The following is an 18,351-nucleotide window of genomic DNA, read 5'->3' as shown; positions in this document are numbered from 1 at the left end:
CAATAAACTCATATTTGACTGTGTTAATTTCTAGAATGGATGGCGTAGTCGAGATTCCTCGTAAGGAGAGCATCCGTGACAAACGCAGTCGATCTTTGTCCCGAGTGGAAAGATTTTGCCGAAGGTCAATGGACGTCAACGATTGACGTTCGCGATTTTATTCAGAAGAACTACACCCCCTACGAAGGCGATGATTCCTTCCTAGCTGGGCCCACTGAAAAGACGCTACGTGTGTGGGATCACCTAGAGAAGAATTATCTTTCAGTGGAGCGCAAGCAGCGCGTATATGACGTTGATACCGAGATTCCGGCTGACGTCGATGCCTTTGGTCCAGGGTTTATCTCCGATGATGACAACGTCATTGTTGGTTTGCAGACGGACGTGCCGCTTAAGCGCGCCATGATGCCTAACGGTGGCTGGCGCATGGTGGAAACCGCGTTGCGTGAAGCCGGTAAAGAGCCAAATGAAGACGTGAAGAAGATCTTCACTCGCTACCGCAAGACCCATAACGAAGGGGTTTTTGATATTTACACCCCGCGTATCCGTGCTGCTCGTTCCTCGCATATCATCACGGGCTTGCCAGATGCCTATGGTCGCGGTCGAATTATTGGTGATTATCGTCGCGTCGCTCTCTATGGTGTGGATCGTCTGATTGAGGAAAAGCAGGCCGATAAGGATCGCTTTGTCGATCAGCCTTTCAGTGCTGAATGGGCACGTAACCGCGAAGAGATCGCCGAGCAGGTTAAGGCGCTGCAGAAGCTCAAGGTTATGGCGGCCTCCTATGGTTTTGATATTTCCAAGCCGGCTGCCACCGCGAAAGAAGCCGTGCAGTGGACCTACTTCGGCTACTTAGGATCAGTCAAATCTCAAGATGGTGCGGCTATGTCTATTGGCCGTCTGTCTGGATTCTTTGACGTGTACTTTGAACGCGATCTGAAGGCCGGTTTGATTACGGAAACTGATGCGCAGGAGATTATCGACGCGCTCGTTATCAAGCTGCGTATTGTGCGCTTCTTGCGTACCGAAGCCTACGATCAGATCTTCTCAGGTGATCCGTACTGGGCGACGTGGTCAGATGGCGGTTTCGGGCAGGATGGTCGTCCGTTGGTAACGAAGACGTCTTTCCGACTACTGCAGACCTTAATCAATCTCGGTCCGGCACCCGAACCAAATATCACGATTTTCTGGTCGGAGCATCTGCCGGAAGGCTACAAGCGTTTCTGCGCTAAGGTGTCGATTGAAACCTCGTCGATTCAGTATGAAGCTGATCGTCAGATCGTGGATCACTGGGGCGATGACGCGGCAATTGCTTGCTGTGTTTCGCCAATGCGCGTCGGGAAGCAAATGCAGTTCTTTGGTGCGCGAGTCAACGCGGCTAAGTCCTTGCTCTACGCCATTAACGGCGGGCGTGACGAAATGACGGGCAAGCAGGTTGTGCCTGGTCATGAGCCGATTGCAGGCGACGGCCCACTCGACTTCGATGAAGTGTGGGAAAAGTATGAAGATATGCTCACCTGGGTTGTTGAGACTTACGTTGAAGCACTGAATATCATTCACTACTGCCACGATAAGTACGCCTATGAGGCAATGGAAATGGCCCTGCACGACTCCGATATTGTGCGCACGATGGGCTGCGGTATTGCTGGTCTATCAATCGTGGCGGATTCGTTGTCGGCTATTAAGTACGCGAAAGTCACTCCGGTCCGTGACGAGACGGGTCTTGTCGTTGATTACATTACGGAAGGTGATTTCCCGCGCTACGGTAACGACGATGATCGCGCAGACGATATTGCCGCAACTATCGTTCATACCGTGATGGCGAAGATCAAGGCGATCCCGATGTATCGTGACGCTATCCCGACTCAATCAGTGTTGACGATTACCTCGAACGTCGTCTACGGCAAGGCAACAGGCTCCTTCCCTTCGGGGCACCGTGCGGGAACTCCGTTCGCTCCGGGTGCTAACCCAGAAAACGGGATGGATACCCACGGAATGTTGGCATCGATGCTTTCCGTGGCAAAACTTGACTACAACGACGCCCTTGACGGCATCTCGTTGACCAACACCATTGTTCCTTCGTCTCTTGGTCGCACTCGGGACGAACAGATTGATAATCTCGTCGGCATTATGGATGCCGGTTTCATCAAGCAAGGCTGAGGCACTGCTCGGTTCTCGGCATATCAGGTAAAACAAGGAGAAAAACCATGGCAAAGACATTCGAAGAGCGCCTCGCCTCGATGAAGGCTCAGCGTCAGTGCAACGGTGGTGTGCAGGGTCTGTACCACGCGAACATCAACGTGCTGAACCGTGAGACGCTGGAAGACGCGATGGAGAATCCGGATAAGTACCCGCAGCTTACGGTGCGTGTTTCCGGATATGCAGTGAACTTCGTGCGGCTGACCCGTGAGCAGCAACTTGATGTGCTCTCGCGTACCTTCCACGAGGGAATGTAAGGGTAACTTTTCGTCACGACGATAAGCTCGGGCGCCCGGGAATGACTCGGGCGCCCGTTGTTTTCCTGGTCTATCCAGGTGCGTGTAATACCGCGTAATTTTCACTACACCAGCTATGACGGTAGCGCTCACTTAGCTCACTTAATACGCTATTGAGCGAGTGAAATAAGGAGAAAGATGGCAGCGTCATTCGATGCTCGCAGTTATTTAACAGGTGAAGGCTCAACGGGGGAGTACCGTCCTGCTCCCTTAGAAGAGGAGATTCCTCGGCTATCCGGCGCAGGTATCAGCGGAATCGCAAGTGCTGGTTCGATGACACATGAGGAACACATCCGAGCGGTGCGTTCAGGCGAGTTAGGGTCAGTACACTCCTGGGAATTAGTTACCGCAGTGGATGGCCCCGGAACGCGGTTAACGGTGTTCCTCTCAGGATGCCCCTTGCGCTGCCTGTACTGCCACAATCCCGATACGTTGAAAATGCGTGACGGGAATCCCGTCATGGCTTCTGATCTGCTCGCGCGAATCCTGCGCTATCGAGCAATTTTTAAGGTATCCCATGGTGGAGTGACTTTCTCTGGGGGAGAACCGCTCATGCAGCCGGCATTCCTAGCCCGTATGTTGCGCAAATGCCATGAGGCTGGCGTCCACACCGCTATTGATACCTCAGGTTTCCTCGGTCATGCATTGAGTGATGAGATGATGGATAACCTCGATCTTGTGTTATTAGACGTTAAGAGCGGGATCTCAGAAACCTATCAACGCACCACTGGCCGTGACCTCGCACCTACCTTACGTTTCGGTCAACGTCTAAGCGATGCTGGAAAAGAGATTTGGATTCGCTTCGTTGTTGTTCCGGGATTGACGGACGCGCCAGAGAACGTCAACGCGGTGGCAGATATTGTGGCGAAATGGTCCACGGTTTCCCGTGTAGAAGTCCTGCCATTCCATCAGATGGCCCGCGATAAGTGGGAGACGCTAGGCCTGGAGTATCAGCTTAATGACGTCACGCCACCTTCGGCCGAACATACCGAGAATATTCGAGATGTATTCCGAGCGCGAGGATTGACGGTCTACTGAGGGTCAATCCTCGCGCAAGGCGATTCGGATTGCGCGTGCCCGTGCCCGCCTTGCTGTGATGATTGGGCATTTTGGCAGAAAGCGGCGTAAGCACCAAGAAAGGCAGCGCAGGTGAGCCGAAATGCCCCGCCACAGAGAGCTAAAGAAAACGCCAGTATAGGTGGCATTAGGCGGGCGTCGGGCGCGCTCCAAAAATTGCTGTTCCAACGCGCACGAGCGTTGATCCAGCAGCAATAGCCACATCTAGATCCTGCGTCATTCCCATAGAGATCACGTCAGCATGGGAAAGCCCAGGTAAACTACGAATCTCCGCGCTGAGCTGGCGAGTTAGGTCAAAACTTGCGCGGATGACTGCGCGTTCTGTGCTATGAGCGCCAATAGTCATCACCCCGTCAATACGAACAAGATCAATATGACTAATTCGTCGGGCTATATCGTAGGCCTCATCCGGAGCACACCCACTTTGCCCCACAGCATTCGCAGAATTGATCTGCAATAGGATCGGAAATGGGCCATCGGCTAGCCCCTCTTTAATCCGAGCTTCTTGGCGGCGGGCAATACGTTCGGCTTGCTGTAAAGAATCTACGGTGTCAATCCGGTGGGCGTTATCCATTGCGGCGCGCAACTTATTGGATTGAACCGGACCAATAACACAATGCTTTGCTGGCGCATTCGCCTCTTTGAGCGCTGGAGCAACAGTACATAGCTGTTGGACGATATTGTGCCCAAATAGCTGCTCCCCAGTGCTGGCAGCGGCCAAAATAGCAGCCAAAGGTTGATACTTGACGGCAAGCATAAGATCGACCTGCTCACCCGTTCGCCCGGCCTCACGCTGAGCCTGACGGATTTGGGCATGAACATGGCTAAGCCGTTCAGTGATGTCTTGCGCGCTAAGCATTGACGTACTTTCTTCCATAAAGACGATAAAAGTGGGCTGTGCGTACACGGCGTTGAAAATGCGGTGTAAGAATAACTCGCAGGCTACCTACTGCCTAGCTTACTCGCTACCGTGGGCCAACCCGAATAATCTCAATGACTGGCTGTTCGGCTGCATCACTGGCATCGAGATCGACAATAGCCCAGATAGCCCACGTCATCTCCGCCTCGTGTTGCTCATCGCCATCATTTAATACTTGAATGACGAGCCAGGCTCGACCCGCCTTATGGCTCTCAACGAGAGCGCAGGCGCGGTCCTCGGCAAGCCCAGCGGCCAATAAATCGGCATAAGAGGGGTCAGTGAGCACAGAGAAGAACCGATCAGAGCGCGAATCAGTATCTGTACCAATATGCTCATAATCGTCAAAGAACGGGTCAATGGCGGCTTCCCATCGCTGCGCGTCCCATCCGCAAGCACCATCCCACTGGGCAAGGCGTTCGTATTGCTCGTACTCTAAAGCCTCAACGCGACGGAACATAGCATTGCGCACGGCGCGCTTGAAGGCGTGCTGGTTGCGAGTTATCAGCAGATGCCCGTCGGCCTCGGCACCGAAAGCAATATCTGCACCAGTTTCCACGTCAGTATTACCCTCGTCAGCCTGCATGTATGTGCCATTGGCGAGGGCATTCCATTCATCAAGTAATGATGAATCGATTGCACGTACCAGGTTACCTAGCCAGGTAATGATGTCGCTCAGCTCTGGCGTGCGCATATTTATCGGGATCATTTGCCGCATGGCTCGGTAACAATCAGTGAGGTAGCGTAAAACCACCCCTTCGGAACGGTTCAGATCAAAACGAGAGATGAGATCGGAGAAAGACATGGCTTCTTCGATCATCATGCGAACGACGGATTTCGGGGATAGCTCGTGATCGCGCACCCACGGGTTTGCTTGCGCATAGATCTCCAGGGCCGGCGTCAGTACCTCCGCGAGAGGCTGTGGCCAGCTAATTTCATCAGCGCGGGCCATTCGCTCGTAATAATCCACCCCTTCAACTTTGAGCTGCTGGATCAGTTTGCCACGTTCGTGCTTTTGCTGTGCGATAAGTAACGGCATTGGGTTCTCTTGTACCGCTTCAACGACGGAAACAATATCGAGAGCATACTCGCTAGATTCGGGATCAATCAGATCGAAAGCAGCGAAAGCGAAAGGAGCGAGAGGCGAGTTGAGAGCAAAATCCTCGGGGACGTCCTTCGTGAATTCGATAGCTGGTTCGTCAGGGTGGGTCCGCCGCCAGTTTCGATCATGATGGACGATCACTTCACCCGTGCGCAGAGAAGAATAAATATCTATTGCTTGCCGGATAAATGGATTACGAGCAGACTTTGGATGGTGATTATCTGTTAATAGCGAGATGATGGCAGGGATTGGATCGGGGCGCTGGAGCAGATTGAGAATCATCGCATGGGAAAGCCGGAACTGAGACGTGAGAGTTTCCGGTTCGGCGGCACGCAATCGGTCAAATGTTTTCTCAGACCAGCTTATTCCGTCAGGAGCTTTGACTCGCTGTACTCGTTTTTGCCGTAGCGGATCGTCGCCAGCTTTGCGGAGCCGACGGGCGTTCTCGATCTCATGTTCGGGAGCCATGACGACGACATAGCCGATGGTGTCGAATCCGGCGCGGCCAGCACGACCCGCAATTTGGTGGAATTCCCGAGCGCCAAGTGTGCGCATCTGAGTGCCGTCAAATTTCACTAGCGATGTGATGAGCACAGTTCGGATGGGGACGTTGATGCCGACCCCGAGAGTGTCAGTGCCGCAGATGACAACTAAGAGTCCGGCTTGCGCTAGGCGTTCAACGAGACGCCGATAGCGGGGGAGAAGCCCTGCATGGTGTACGCCAATACCATTGCGCAACAGTTTTGATAGCGTCTTGCCGAATCCAGTGGAGAACTGGAAGTCACCGATAGCAGCGCGCAGGCGCTCGCGGTGATCGCTGGAGATAAAGGAAAAGGATTGGAGGCTCTGAGCTTGGGCAACGGCGTCACGTTGTGAGAAATGAACGACGTAGACGGGTGCCATGTGGGTAGTGACGAGCTCATGAATGTACTCTGCGATGGGCTCGGTGCAGTAGCTGAAATGAAGTGGAACGGGGCGAATAGCGTCATCGATAACACTTACTGTTCGCCCACTTCGTCTGTTCAGATCAGTAACAAAAAATGAGGTATCGCCGAGGGTGGCAGACAGTAAAACGAACTGGGTGGCTGTGAGCTCTAACAAGGGAATCTGCCAGGCCCAGCCGCGCTCAGGCTCGGCATAAAAATGGAATTCGTCCATGATGACAAGGCCAATATCTGCCTGTGTGCCGTGGCGGAGCGCAGTGTTTGCCAGAATTTCCGCAGTGGCACAGATTATGGGTGCTTGCGGATTGATGGAGGTATCGCCGGTAATCATTCCGACGTTGTGTGCTCCGAACTGCGCAATGAGCTCAAAAAACTTCTCCGAGACAAGGGCCTTTAATGGCGCCGTATAGTATGCGGTTTGGCCGGTAGCCAGCGCAGTGAAAAGCCCCTGCATAGCGATAAGGGATTTCCCTGATCCGGTCGGAGTGGCGACGATAACGTGATCCCCGCTGACGATGCTCAACAGTGCCTCGCTTTGATGTGAGTACATCTGTTTGCCGGTATCGGTGAACCACTGCGTGAATGTGTCGTAAATGGCTTCTGGTGGCGGGGTGAGGCCATATTCGTCTTCGAGGGCATCAAGCAGGCGGTTGAGCGCATGAGTGTGTGATAGCTGGGGATGTGCTGGTTGAGTATTTGGCGCTTGGGTATCGGACGTCGTCACAGTAATAGATTCCTCGTAATGCAGATATGAAATGTAGAGCTAGATTTTCTCAGACGAGGGCGACGGAGGGCTCTCAATGAGTGGCGGCTGGGTGGAAAGGTGTGGGTTGTGTGTGGGCTGGTCGGGTTTCTGGTGATGAGAAGCGAGATAGCTATCAGGTGTATGCGACTGTTCATGTTGGGTAATGCTATGACGGGCAGAGGTAGCATGGCGGCGTGTTCGTCGGTGAGTAAATAATTGCCAGAGAAGAGATACCAGTAAACATAGTGCTAATAATGCGAAGATGAGGCGTTCCGTGGCGTTGGCGCGAAATGCAAGAAAGCCGCATAAGATGGCGAGGAAAACCAGGAGCGGATGAAATGTTGAGCCCCAGATTCGGTGCACTGTTTTACCTCCTGGACGTGTGTAAATCCTACTGTGTATAAGCCTTCGCGCTCGGCTGTAGCTGACGTGGTTATGCCGGAGGGCATATCTGCGCAGAATATTGGCTGACGTTCCTCCCGCTGTATAGACCTTACCTCATGATGTTCGGGTGAAAGGCACTTAGTGAGACAGAAAAGCAGGCGTAATGGAAAGCTGCATGCTTCCCATTACGCCTGTTTGCGTGTTTGCGGTATCGATCTAAATGGCTAATTGAAATGGACGGTGAAGTTGCTAGCGTTGGAGCTCTTTGCCAGGGATTGACATGAGCTGCTGACGGCGTCGTCCATGTGGAGGAAGCCTCCGCCAAGGCTAACTTTTTGCCCTACAGAAAATATTTTATCTCCCGAGATGAGCTTTCCGTTTTCGGTGCGAGTATCGTCGCTAGGAAAAATAGGAATGGTTAATCCGCCGTCTTTGTTAATGACGATGAGGCAGCCATCGAGAACCTTGAGTGTTCCTTCTAATAGTGCGCCGTCACCAACGCCTTGATATGAGCCTGCATACGTTGAGATAGCAGTATCAGTGATCGTTTGGCTTTCAACGCCCTCTTTTATGGGATCAGATGTAGCGCTGGCGTTAGGATCTCCAGATTCTGACTGCGTTGGCGATGGGGCTGGTGTTTGCGAGGCTGAGGTAGGTGTAGTGGGTGTTTCGTTCCCTTCGGAATGTGAGCAGCCCGCTATCTGGAGGCATACGGTAATGGTGCAAAGAATTGTCAATACGCGTTTCATTGGCTGTTAAGACTTCCTAACGCAAAACCTATCTTGGAGTAAACCGAGAAGTTGTTATTTCCTCCTTTATGGATTCCAACGGCGTTTGTTCCGGAGAACGGTGAGTTCTGGTAAAAAGAACACGAGTGTTTGGAATCTTTGGATTTGTGGTGTGAATGTTTCGCACTAAGCGTCGCTAGTGTCTGATATTGCCCCGACAATATCAAAAACGACGGTTAGGGAACTAAGGATTTCTGTTTCCGGTGACTCGGCGGTAATGGAATGTATCCGAGAATCAAGAATGTGCTGCAAATCTTGTCGTATTGGGGAATCATGTGCAATGTTGATATGGAGCGTCCCCGTCTGTATGTCAGTATAGAATCCCATAACTCCTGGGGTGTTATCTAATGTTTCAGCAACTTCGTTCCATACGATCTGCGAGATCACCTCAGAGGGATCACCTGTCGGACTAATGCGGTGAGCTAGTTCTGTTAAAGGTTGTGAGTTACTACTTTCTGACGTAGGAGTGGGAGCAGAAACACTCGCGTTAGCGGTAGATACTAAGGCAGCAGTGGCGGTAAGGCAGGCGAATGCGATGAGGCTTGTGAGCCGTTTCTTTCGTATAACGTGCAGAGTCATCGTAGTGCTCCCCTCTATTCTTACACATACCTCCCATAAGATGTGTGATTAGAATCATATTAGAATCGTTGCAATATGGTCAATAGATAATTTGCAAACTATACATTTTAATGGTAATACGATTGTTTTAGTTTTAGGGCATGTCTAGGTGGGGAGCGTCCCTGTGGGTGTGGTGAGAAGCGTGCTGAAGCGGCTCGACGCCGTAGTAGTTCTTCGTTTATCATGCTGATTCCTTAAGACTGGTAAGCATGCGGCTGATGGCTGTGCGTGCTGCGATCTGGCATTGCGCCCGATATTCGCTGTCATTGCTTAGCCGTTGTCGGTGTTCGCTTTCGCGTTTATCGGTAAGTCGCTGGCGGGTTTGCATGTTGAGGATTTCATTTCTACGGAGGGCACTCCTTGAGGTGTCCTCCGTAGGAGAGAGGAGGCTATTAGTCAGTTCCGCATGGTTTGACCTGCGCGAATACCTACCCCAGATAACTGAATGGGGTGAGATTTTGGATAGTCGTTGCGCTGTGCGTACTTTGCGCATAGCGCGGAGTTCCTCAATGGTCGCGCGGGCTTTGCGGATCAGGTCGATAAGGGCGCGTTTGGATACCTCGATAAAGGATGGGGCGGGCTTGCCGTGAATGATTCCGCCACGAACCCACCGGATTATCCCTAGCTCTTCTAATCTGTTTAGTGCGTGTCTGGTCCAGCGCTCAGATAGCGCGGTGACATCGGCTACCTGCGTAGCAGTGACTAGGGCACGCCCTGAATAATCGTTGACCAGATCAGATAACCCGCGCAACACCAGGCGAACCGCCGGAATCTCGCTAGTCAGTTCACCCCATCCAGCGCGAGAGAGCGAGCGTAATAGCGAGGGCAAGGGTGCTCGAGCGTTAAGCGTCGTGCTACTCACCGCTATCACCATCAATATGAGCGATGAATCTACCAGCGATAAAGCCAAGCCCGAATATGAGAACGCTAAGCACGGTGGCTATCTCGCTCGACGTGCCATTAAACGCCAGCCCGATACATGCGCCAATAGCAACGGATACAACAAACACCAGGACTAGGAAGATGACCAGTACCCAATTCACTTTATACATGGCTCACCTGCTTCACCCGTGGCAGGGGAATATCAACCCCGAGAGCGGCAAGACGGTGTAAGTCCTCGATAGTCCATTTACGCCGCCCGCCCATCCGTGCATAGAACGTCCCGCGCTCCATGTGTAAACGCTTCGCAAGATAGACGCTAGAAACACCCGTATTACGCATATACCGCTTAACGGCAAGATAAACAAAGTCTGAGTAATTATTCATGCGCAAATACTATCTCGGAGAGGATGGAATTATTACGAACTGTAATTTATGGGTGTGTCGTATTTGCTAATCGTCAAATAATGTTTATGAAATATTGCAACGATTTGTAATAATTGGCTAAACTCGTGTTATGAGCATGCATAGTCTTGAAGTTTCTGAATTAGATAGACCGCTATATGTTTCGCAATTGGTTGCGGCTAATGTGCGCGCCGAAGCGGCTCGGCGGTTGTTGACGCAAGGTGATCTAGCGAGAGCGCTAGGAGTGACCCAGGGCGCGATTTCTATGAAGTGGACGGGACGTAGGGCATGGAAGCTCGATGACCTTGGACCGCTTTCAGAATTGTTCGATATTCCGTTATCTCAGTTCTTTATCTCAGATATGAATAAAGACGCCCGAACTATGTCGAGCGTCTCATCTGTACACCGCCTGGGACTCGAACCCAGAACCCTCTGATTAAGAGTCAGATGCTCTGCCAGTTGAGCTAGCGGTGCGCAACGAAAAACTACTTTAGTGTGCGCAGGTGGCAAAGGCAAGTTATTTTCGTGCTAAGGGCTGTGACTTCATGCACAAGCTACTATTGTCTGGCTATGCGTCAATGGTAGGCGGGGCGTGAGCTGCTGGTGAAGCTCGGGCGTAGAGCGGAAATATATCTGCGTCCGAGGTTTGCCTCAGGCAGCTTGCACGAGAATTAATCGTAAAACCTGCGACAGGTACAGGCTCTAGATAATCACTACCGGCAACAGAGCTAGCAGTAGCAAAGCGCGAAGAGGAAATCTTGTGCGTTACATCTGAAAGCGTCAGTGTGCGTCACTGCTTCTTACTACTGAAGATTCTTCGTGATCTGCCGTTCAGATTATTCAAGCACCTGCACGGTCCGCACAAAATCCACTAGAGTTGGGGCTGTGGCTCAACCGAAAGTTTTTCTAGCGACGTCTCGCGAGCTTCCGCAGCTCGACCAGGACGAAAAAGATCTCCCTGACGCCCTTCGCGATCGAGGGATTGAACCCCGTGTTGCGGTATGGAATGATCCCAGTGTGGATTGGGGCGAGGCAGATCTCGTCGTTGTTCGATCAGTGCGCGATTATGCGAAGTATCCAGATAAATTCCGGCAGTGGGCACGTTCCATTCCGCGGATTGCCAATTCGGCTGACACGATGAGCTGGAATATGGATAAGCACTACATGCAAGCCCTTGCTCGTCATGGATTGCCAATTATTCCGACGATGTGGCTAGAACCAGAGCAAAATCTATCCAAACAGCAGATTCATTCGCGTTTTCCTGCTAACGGGGATTTTGTTATCAAACCAGCGATTTCTTCTGGCGGGCGTGGTACTGGGCGTTACACTGCTACCGACGTGTCGTCGCGAAGTGAAGCGATTGCTCATGCGCAGTATGAACTCAACGCTGGGCGATCCGTGATGGTTCAGCGTTACCTGAAACAAATTGATGAAGTTGGCGAAACCTCATTGATTTATCTCAACGGCTTGGCCTCGTATCAGGTGGAGAAAGAACCAATGCTGCACCCGCGTTTCCGAAATGCGAAGGATTCTGGGGTGGTCGAGGAAGTGCTTCGTTCGGCAGATGCCTCAGAAGAATCGTGGCGTTGGGGAGAGAAAATCCGCCAGGCTTTGCACGGGTATATTAAAGAAGTTAACGGGCGAGATGAGTTGCTGCTGTTCAATAGGGTAGATATTGTGCGCGGCGGTCCACAATCACCGGAAGAATTCTACGTCATGGAGATTTCCTTGATTGACGGATCGCTGTATCTGTCGGCGGATTCTGACCATCTGGAGAGGTTTGCAGACGCTATTCAGACGCGCGCATTTTGGTGATGCTCCTCGGTAGGTGAGCGGCTTCACCGTAGCGAGTTTCTGTTTCTGTTCGCAGTGTTGATATAGTTTTCTCCGTTGCAATGGTGGCTGTAGCTCAGCGGTAGAGCATCTGGTTGTGGTCCAGAGGGTCGCGGGTTCAATCCCCGTCAGCCACCCCATTTTTTTGCTGGCATTTGCCTACGTCTTTTGTTGTAGGTTTTGCGTGTGGGACCCACAGGAGCTGATTGCAGCTTTCTGTGTGGCGGTCTTTACTGTAATCACCGCCTGTGTGGGGCTGTCTGCTGCACGTATGTTTCATTTTGCGCAGAATAGTAACCCCGATAGCGAATCCTCTCGGTCGTGGTCTTACTATTTCTCAGTTCGCCAGAGTATGCAGCATAACTTTACCCATAGCCGCGAGAAGCCATGCATTCTTAATTACCAGGTTTGGAAAATTGCGAATTTCAGGCATTATGACAACGAAAAACCCCGATTTCAGACATGCTTTTGACCTTAAGGTTGGAAAATAATATGTAGCTCCGGAACCTATTAGGGTGGGGGAGCTATGTGTGCTGGCGGCGCGATTGAGAAAATACATGCCTGGCGCCGTGCGAGATGACGGACATTGTGGTCGAATGGAGATATGTCTTCTGGCTTGTCGAATACGTCTGCGGATGAGACTCGCGTCCGTGCTGCCTGCGTGCAATATATGTGTTCGCAGGCGATGCGAGATCTTCTTGAGCTGGCCTGTGCTGCCTTCGGTGTTCAGCTCGCGCAATTCTCCTGGGATAAGCCGCACATGCGCCCGGGGGCGGGCATATCCGTGGGATACACGATAAGCGATAGACAGGGGAAAGAGCACTATATTGTGGCGTCAACGGAGCGTATTAGTTCCACATACGTCCAGGATAATTCTGAGACGTGCTATCAGATCGCTGATCCGCCATCTCCGTTTATTTCCCCCGTAACCCTCTGGCTTTTTCCCCATGATCCCCTGTTGCCTGCACTATCGCGTGCGGTAGACGATCAATATATTGCCGACGTCTTAGGGCTGCCGGGTTTAACTTCGCGAGTCGTGGTATATCGTCCTACCCGTCGGGCGGTGGTGAAATACCATGTGCATGATCGGGCCTATGCGTATGGAAAAGTCGTCCAGAAACGTCACGCGCAAGCTCTCATACGTCGTGTTGATGTAATGACCTCGGGTGAGATTGATACTGCTATATTGGCCTTTGCTGCCTCAGATGGTTTGATTGTGACGCGTTCACTTAGCGGCTATCCGTTATCGCACGATATTGCCTATCGTCCTGATGTGGCCTGTGAGCGCATTGGTGAGTTGGAACGTCTCCTAGCAGCGATGCCAGCGACCATTGCCGAATTTGATGTTTACCCGTCATGGTCAAAACGGATAACACAGTATGCCCGTAATGCTCGGGCGTATATGCCGGAGTGGGCAACGGCGATTGATGTGATTGCTGACAGCGTCTCTCGCCATGTTGATACTGTTTGCGCACCAAGTGTTCCCACGCATGGTGATTTTTTTGAGGCGAATGTTTTTGTGCAAGACGACGGGCGTTTGGCCATGATTGATCTCGATCATATTGGACCCGGGCAACGAAATGACGATTGGGCATGTTTATTGGCCCACGTCTCGGTTTTGCCGTTCCTGACGGAGAATCGCTGGGTGGTGGCAGATCCGCAGGAGCCATATCGTGACGAGGTAGAGCTACTCAACCCCGGAGGGTTGCGCTGTTCGTACTATCCGCAGGCAGAGCGGGTGCTGCGTTCCTGGTGCGCCTATCTGGAAAAGCGTGTAGATGGGCGTGATCTATATTTGCGGGCAGCGGCAGTCACGATTTCGATTGCGTCAAACAGTGACGTCGCCCATGCTCCACGAGAAGCGCGGGCGAGGATGCGGCGTGCCATGTGGTGGTACGAATGTGCTCGTCATGGTCGGGTTGTTCCGGTGACGCCGGAGTGCTTCATCGATATTGCGCCGATATAACAGCAACTGACTGCCGTCTTGACCCTTTAATGTCGTCAACAACATTGCCAGAGCAGGGGCAGTGTTTAAGGTATGCGGCTCAATACGCACGGCGAAAGTGTTTTATTGAGCGCGCTTTACGGTAGTTAGCGGTAGCTAGTTATCGGGAACTGTGGAGGTTATTCATCGCCGCGAGCGCGCTGCATGGCGTGCTCTTCCGCTTGGGTGCGAGTGAGGTTCTCGCAAATCTCCTTAGCGTAGCTGTTTGCTTCTTCGCTGCTGGGCCCGTCACCGTCAGGAAATAATGCTTTCCGGTAGTAACGCAGCTCGTCAATAGAATCGTAGATATCTCCGAGGGCCGTATGATTGCCTGTTTTAGCGGGCGCCGCAAAATATACGCGCGGATACCAGCGTTTTGCTAGCTCTTTAATGGTGGAGACGTCAATGACGCGATAGTGGAGGTGCTCAATAAGTTCCGGCATATCCCGCGATAGGAACATCTTATCCATCCCGATTGAGTTGCCGCCGATTTGAGCTTTACGCGCTTCCGGGACGAACCTCTTCACGTAGGCCAGCACTTTTTTCTGGGCGTCAGGGATGGTCAATCCGTCATCCCACTTGTCAATTAACCCTGTTCGAGTGTGCATTGTTCGGACGAAAGAATCCATATTGGCGACAGCCTGGGCAGATGGTTTAATGACAAGGTTTAAGCCGGCGTTATATGGATGCAGCTCGCTATCTGTGACAACCACGGCTATTTCGACGAGATCGTCGTGCTCAATATCTAGGCCGGTCATTTCACAGTCAATCCAAACGATAGGGGTCGTTTGCGCAGAAAAAGTACTCACCTATTAACCATACCAAGAGCGCCCCCAGCAGGACTCGAACCTGCGACACATGGCTTAGAAGGCCACTGCTCTATCCGCTGAGCTATGAGGGCAATGCGGCTCACATACTACCTGGTGTTAGCTTCGCTACGGTAATTATGCGCCAAGATCTTTTGTTATGTAATCAACTGGTCAGCCTGTGAGCGGCGCGGATGTAGAGCGTATCGGTTTATCACGTGCTCATCGAATTTTGCGCGTATTTGAGGAAGAATAATAGACGTGAGTATCCCGGCAATTTCTCGTTATGATATGGCGAATCGAATTGAGCGCACGGTAGCGGCCTTGCGTTCGACGAGCCTGCCTTTGCAGATGCCTGGCGCTCATGAATGGGAACAAACACGTCGGCAGCTCATCACTCAGCTAGAGAACAGGATTTTGCCGCATGTACGGCAGGTGAGCACCCCAACGGTAATGGTGTTTGGGGGATCCTCAGGTGCTGGAAAATCGACGTTGGTTAATTCACTCATTGGAGAAGAGATTTCGCAAGCGTCGATTCTCCGGCCAACGACGCGAACGCCTATTATTGTTATCCATCCTGATGACGAGGCGGCCTTGCAGGATCATGCGTTACTGAATTTAGGGACCTGCGTATGCCATCAGCGGGCGATTCGTGGCGTGGTTATCGTCGATGCGCCAGATCTGGATTCGGTTGATGATTCGAATCGGGAGCTATCGGCGCGATTAATTGATTCGGCAGATCTGTGGGTGTTTGTGACGACGGCTTCGCGGTATGGGGACGCGCTTGCGTGGAACACCTTGACGATGGCGCATCAACGCGGCATAACGTGTGCTGTTGTGCTAGATCGTGTGCCAGATCGTGCATTGGCTCCGGTGCGAGCTGATCTGATGAGGCGAATGGCGTCAATGCAGATGGCTGATAGTCCGCTATTTATGGTGCGAGATATGGGGCCTCATTCGGGATTACTGCCGGTTGAAGAAATCGCTGATATTCGTCAATGGGTGGAGTTGATTGCGCGAACTCAGGCGGGTAACGCTTTGGTTGATCGCACGACCGCAGCGACCTTGCCGCAGCTTCGCTCGGATTTGTTGATGTTGGCAGATGTTGTTGATCTGCAGGAACACGCCAGAATAGATTTGCGAGATAAGGCGCGTGAGGCAGCAGCAGCGCCCATTGATAAATTGCTGACCAATATCGAACATGGGCGTTTTGCTAATGGTGCGCCGACGACCTCCTGGCTTTCCTTAGCTTCTGCGGGAGGACCATTGGCAAAATTAGTAGCCAGACGCAAACCGCGCTTTTTTGCTACTCGTAGTGCTATTCGAGATCGCGCAATGATAACCGTATTTGAATCGGTGCTGACGTCAGTTCGCGTAGCGCTCACTCAAGGACTGACGGCTGCTGATATGAATGTCACTGAAGCGTGGCGGCAAGATGTTGTTCAGACTGAGGAACTGTGCCAGCAAGCGGCGGTAGGCGTCGATATGGATGCGATTGTGGAGCGGGCAGTGGATCGTTGGAAGGCGGATCTCGCTCGACGCCAGGTATCGCCAAATCCGTGGTTAGCTGCCTCGGGGACGGCAGCTTTGATTGGGGTGGCTGCTGGGGGAATTGCTGGTGCGCAAACGATTGCGCAGTCGTTGGGATATGCGGCGGAGGTTCGCCAAGCTCGCGATGATTTATCGCATCGAGTTCGTCAGGCGTTGCGCGAACTCGTCGGAGTTTATATCGCGATTATTGATGAGATAGCGATGCCACCTGCTGCAGTATTGCGGGCTCGTGCGAGCGAGTTCTTATACCAGTAGGGATGCGAAAGAAGAATGACGTGGTAGAGGTGCTACAGGTGCTGCGAGACGATGAGCAGGTTACTGGGCGGTTAAAGGCGCTCCAGCGTGCGGTTAGTGCGGGAGGAGCCTTTTTTGATCCATACGTGGCTGGGCGAGCGCAGGATGATCTTGCCCGTACACAGGAACGCATGCGTTTAGGGGCTGGATTGACCGTCGTTGCTTTGATGGGGGGAACTGGATCGGGTAAATCGACCATGTTTAACGCCATCACGGAACTCGATTTTGCGGATGCCGGTGAGATTCGCCCGACGACCCAATATGCGTCGGCCTGTACATTCGATACGGATGCGCAATCTTTGTTGGATTATTTGGAGGTCAATAAGGAGCGACGGATTGAACATTCGTCAATTCTTACCGCGGGCTCACAGTATCCGTCGGGGCTAGTGGTTTTGGATGTGCCGGACCACGATTCGGTAGAGGTTGGGCACTCGGTGCAAGTTTCCCGATTGATCCCGATGGTAGATCTGTTGGTGTGGATTGTTGATCCCCAAAAATATGCCGATCAAATCCTGCATCGTGATTATTTGTCAGCGTTGCGGCTACGGCAGGATTCGATGGTTGTAGTAATGAACCATATTGATACTGTGCCTTGTGAGCAGCGTGGGGAATTGTTGGCGGATGTGCGCGCGATTTTGGATCGTGATGGGCTGAGTAGTGTGAGAGTCTTGGCTGCCTCCGCTTTGTATGGTGAGGGTGTCGGTCAGGTGCGTGAATGTATTATGCGTGCGGCTGAGCAGCCATCGGCTTGTGTTCGCACGGCTGCGGCAGAGTTAGATGCTATTGCCGCCCGCCTGCGGGCGAATGTGGGGCAAAGCGAGATGGAGTTATCCGATGACGTTATTGCCCAGATGTCGCAGACGATTGTTCAGTCCTCCGGTGTTCCGGCAGTGGTGGAAGCGATTGCCGATTCTGGGCGAACGTTGAGTTCGCATGCCTTTGTTGTGCCAGATCAGCCGGCAATGACGATGGTGACGGCTATCCGCGATGCGTGGGTGGCGCAAGTTGGGCGAGGGTTGCCATCTTTGTGGAAAGCCGCGGCAGTGGAATCGGTCAGTAGCGCGGAGAAGTTTCGTCGGGCGATTGGGACGACGTTGCGATCTATTGATCTTCCTCGTATTTCCCGTCGTGCTCCCTTTGGGTTGATTTTTGCTGCGGGGTGTATCGCCCTTTTAGGGATAGTGATCGCTGTATGTGTGCCAGGTATTGCGGCTATCGGGCGGGGCGGTATATGTGCTGCAGGTGTAATTATTGGCTTAGGGGTGGGGTATTGGGCACGTCGCCGTCTGCGTTGTGCGGCTGAACGTGCGGCCCGTGCTTATGAGCGTCAAGTGCAGGTGGCGCTTGATGATGTGACTCGGCGGTATATGGTTGATGGTCCAGCGCAGATCTTAGCTCTGCATCGTCAGACGCGCCAGGCATTAGATGATGAGGTTTTTGCTCGCTGAGTAATGCGTGTATGCCGATGTTGGCGGGTGGCTAATGGCTGCCAGGTGCGTTGTTGTGAACACCGGCGATAGTGACGAGTTTTCG

General features: G+C 52.4%; 16 protein-coding genes and 3 tRNA genes. 9 read left to right on the top strand and 10 right to left on the bottom strand.

Annotated elements, in window-relative coordinates:
• Window positions 1–75: 75 nt before the first annotated feature.
• The 3 genes from pflB (at window position 76) to pflA (ending at window position 3,530) form a co-directional block, all read left to right on the top strand.
• Complete coding sequence (gene pflB / locus ACLHIJ_RS08235) at window positions 76–2,157, top strand: formate C-acetyltransferase (RefSeq protein ID WP_411297239.1); 2,082 nt, start codon at window positions 76–78, stop codon at window positions 2,155–2,157.
• Between the two features lie 47 nt (window positions 2,158–2,204).
• Window positions 2,205–2,453 carry an autonomous glycyl radical cofactor GrcA2 gene (gene grcA2 / locus ACLHIJ_RS08230; RefSeq protein ID WP_411297240.1) on the top strand — a complete coding sequence of 83 codons (249 nt, stop codon included), beginning with the start codon at window positions 2,205–2,207 and terminating at the stop codon, window positions 2,451–2,453.
• A 177-nt stretch (window positions 2,454–2,630) separates the two neighbouring features.
• Complete coding sequence (gene pflA, locus ACLHIJ_RS08225; RefSeq protein ID WP_411297241.1) at window positions 2,631–3,530, top strand: pyruvate formate-lyase-activating protein; 900 nt, start codon at window positions 2,631–2,633, stop codon at window positions 3,528–3,530.
• A gap of 166 nt (window positions 3,531–3,696) precedes the next feature.
• Here pflA and ACLHIJ_RS08220 read toward each other — a convergent pair whose 3' ends face one another.
• From ACLHIJ_RS08220 to ACLHIJ_RS08190, 7 genes are all read right to left on the bottom strand, one after another.
• On the bottom strand, window positions 3,697–4,476 hold the full coding sequence (locus tag ACLHIJ_RS08220; RefSeq protein ID WP_411297242.1) for a YggS family pyridoxal phosphate-dependent enzyme: 780 nt from the start codon (window positions 4,474–4,476) through the stop codon (window positions 3,697–3,699).
• A gap of 58 nt (window positions 4,477–4,534) precedes the next feature.
• Window positions 4,535–7,177, bottom strand: coding sequence for a DEAD/DEAH box helicase (locus ACLHIJ_RS08215; RefSeq protein WP_411297274.1), 2,643 nt, complete (start codon window positions 7,175–7,177; stop codon window positions 4,535–4,537).
• Between the two features lie 707 nt (window positions 7,178–7,884).
• Window positions 7,885–8,409, bottom strand: coding sequence for a hypothetical protein (locus ACLHIJ_RS08210; RefSeq protein WP_411297243.1), 525 nt, complete (start codon window positions 8,407–8,409; stop codon window positions 7,885–7,887).
• A 165-nt stretch (window positions 8,410–8,574) separates the two neighbouring features.
• The gene (locus ACLHIJ_RS08205) at window positions 8,575–9,027 is read right to left on the bottom strand and encodes a hypothetical protein (RefSeq protein ID WP_411297244.1); all 453 of its coding nucleotides are present in this window, start codon (window positions 9,025–9,027) and stop codon (window positions 8,575–8,577) included.
• Window positions 9,028–9,247: 220 nt separating this feature from the next.
• Window positions 9,248–9,928 carry a hypothetical protein gene (locus tag ACLHIJ_RS08200; protein WP_411298906.1) on the bottom strand — a complete coding sequence of 227 codons (681 nt, stop codon included), beginning with the start codon at window positions 9,926–9,928 and terminating at the stop codon, window positions 9,248–9,250.
• Window positions 9,921–10,118: a hypothetical protein gene (locus tag ACLHIJ_RS08195; protein ID WP_411298905.1), complete on the bottom strand. Its 198-nt coding sequence runs from the start codon at window positions 10,116–10,118 to the stop codon at window positions 9,921–9,923. The genes ACLHIJ_RS08200 and ACLHIJ_RS08195 overlap by 8 nt, the downstream gene beginning before the upstream one ends.
• Entirely contained in the window at window positions 10,111–10,332 is a 222-nt protein-coding gene (locus ACLHIJ_RS08190; RefSeq protein WP_411298904.1) for a hypothetical protein, read from the bottom strand. Before ACLHIJ_RS08190 ends, ACLHIJ_RS08195 begins: the two co-directional genes overlap by 8 nt.
• A gap of 130 nt (window positions 10,333–10,462) precedes the next feature.
• Between ACLHIJ_RS08190 and ACLHIJ_RS08185 the strand changes: the two genes are divergently transcribed.
• Window positions 10,463–10,786 (top strand): helix-turn-helix transcriptional regulator, encoded by a 324-nt coding sequence (locus tag ACLHIJ_RS08185; protein ID WP_411298903.1) that lies wholly within the window; start codon window positions 10,463–10,465, stop codon window positions 10,784–10,786.
• Here the strand turns inward: ACLHIJ_RS08185 and ACLHIJ_RS08180 are convergent.
• Window positions 10,752–10,824, bottom strand: a tRNA-Lys gene (locus ACLHIJ_RS08180). The two genes, ACLHIJ_RS08185 and ACLHIJ_RS08180, sit on opposite strands and share 35 nt — an antisense overlap.
• 411 nt (window positions 10,825–11,235) lie before the next feature.
• Between ACLHIJ_RS08180 and ACLHIJ_RS08175 the strand changes: the two genes are divergently transcribed.
• The 3 genes from ACLHIJ_RS08175 (at window position 11,236) to ACLHIJ_RS08165 (ending at window position 14,149) form a co-directional block, all read left to right on the top strand.
• Window positions 11,236–12,165, top strand: a complete 930-nt coding sequence (locus tag ACLHIJ_RS08175) for a RimK family alpha-L-glutamate ligase (RefSeq protein WP_411297248.1) — start codon at window positions 11,236–11,238, stop codon at window positions 12,163–12,165.
• A gap of 83 nt (window positions 12,166–12,248) precedes the next feature.
• Window positions 12,249–12,323 (top strand) — tRNA-His (locus tag ACLHIJ_RS08170).
• Window positions 12,324–12,787: 464 nt separating this feature from the next.
• Window positions 12,788–14,149, top strand: a complete 1,362-nt coding sequence (locus ACLHIJ_RS08165) for a phosphotransferase (RefSeq protein ID WP_411298902.1) — start codon at window positions 12,788–12,790, stop codon at window positions 14,147–14,149.
• 158 nt (window positions 14,150–14,307) lie between these two features.
• Here ACLHIJ_RS08165 and orn read toward each other — a convergent pair whose 3' ends face one another.
• Window positions 14,308–14,976, bottom strand: coding sequence for an oligoribonuclease (gene orn / locus ACLHIJ_RS08160; RefSeq protein ID WP_411297250.1), 669 nt, complete (start codon window positions 14,974–14,976; stop codon window positions 14,308–14,310).
• Between the two features lie 19 nt (window positions 14,977–14,995).
• Window positions 14,996–15,068 (bottom strand) — tRNA-Arg (locus tag ACLHIJ_RS08155).
• A gap of 166 nt (window positions 15,069–15,234) precedes the next feature.
• Here ACLHIJ_RS08155 and ACLHIJ_RS08150 point away from each other — a divergent pair.
• Window positions 15,235–16,779, top strand: a complete 1,545-nt coding sequence (locus ACLHIJ_RS08150) for a GTPase domain-containing protein (RefSeq protein ID WP_411298901.1) — start codon at window positions 15,235–15,237, stop codon at window positions 16,777–16,779.
• A 2-nt stretch (window positions 16,780–16,781) separates the two neighbouring features.
• Window positions 16,782–18,266, top strand: a complete 1,485-nt coding sequence (locus tag ACLHIJ_RS08145; protein ID WP_411297252.1) for a GTP-binding protein — start codon at window positions 16,782–16,784, stop codon at window positions 18,264–18,266.
• Window positions 18,267–18,351: the final 85 nt, after the last annotated feature.

Origin of the sequence: Trueperella sp. LYQ141, assembly GCF_046599555.1 — a bacterium.
Taxonomy (GTDB): Bacteria; Actinomycetota; Actinomycetes; order Actinomycetales; family Actinomycetaceae; genus Trueperella.
This window is presented reverse-complemented; position numbering and strand designations above follow the sequence as displayed.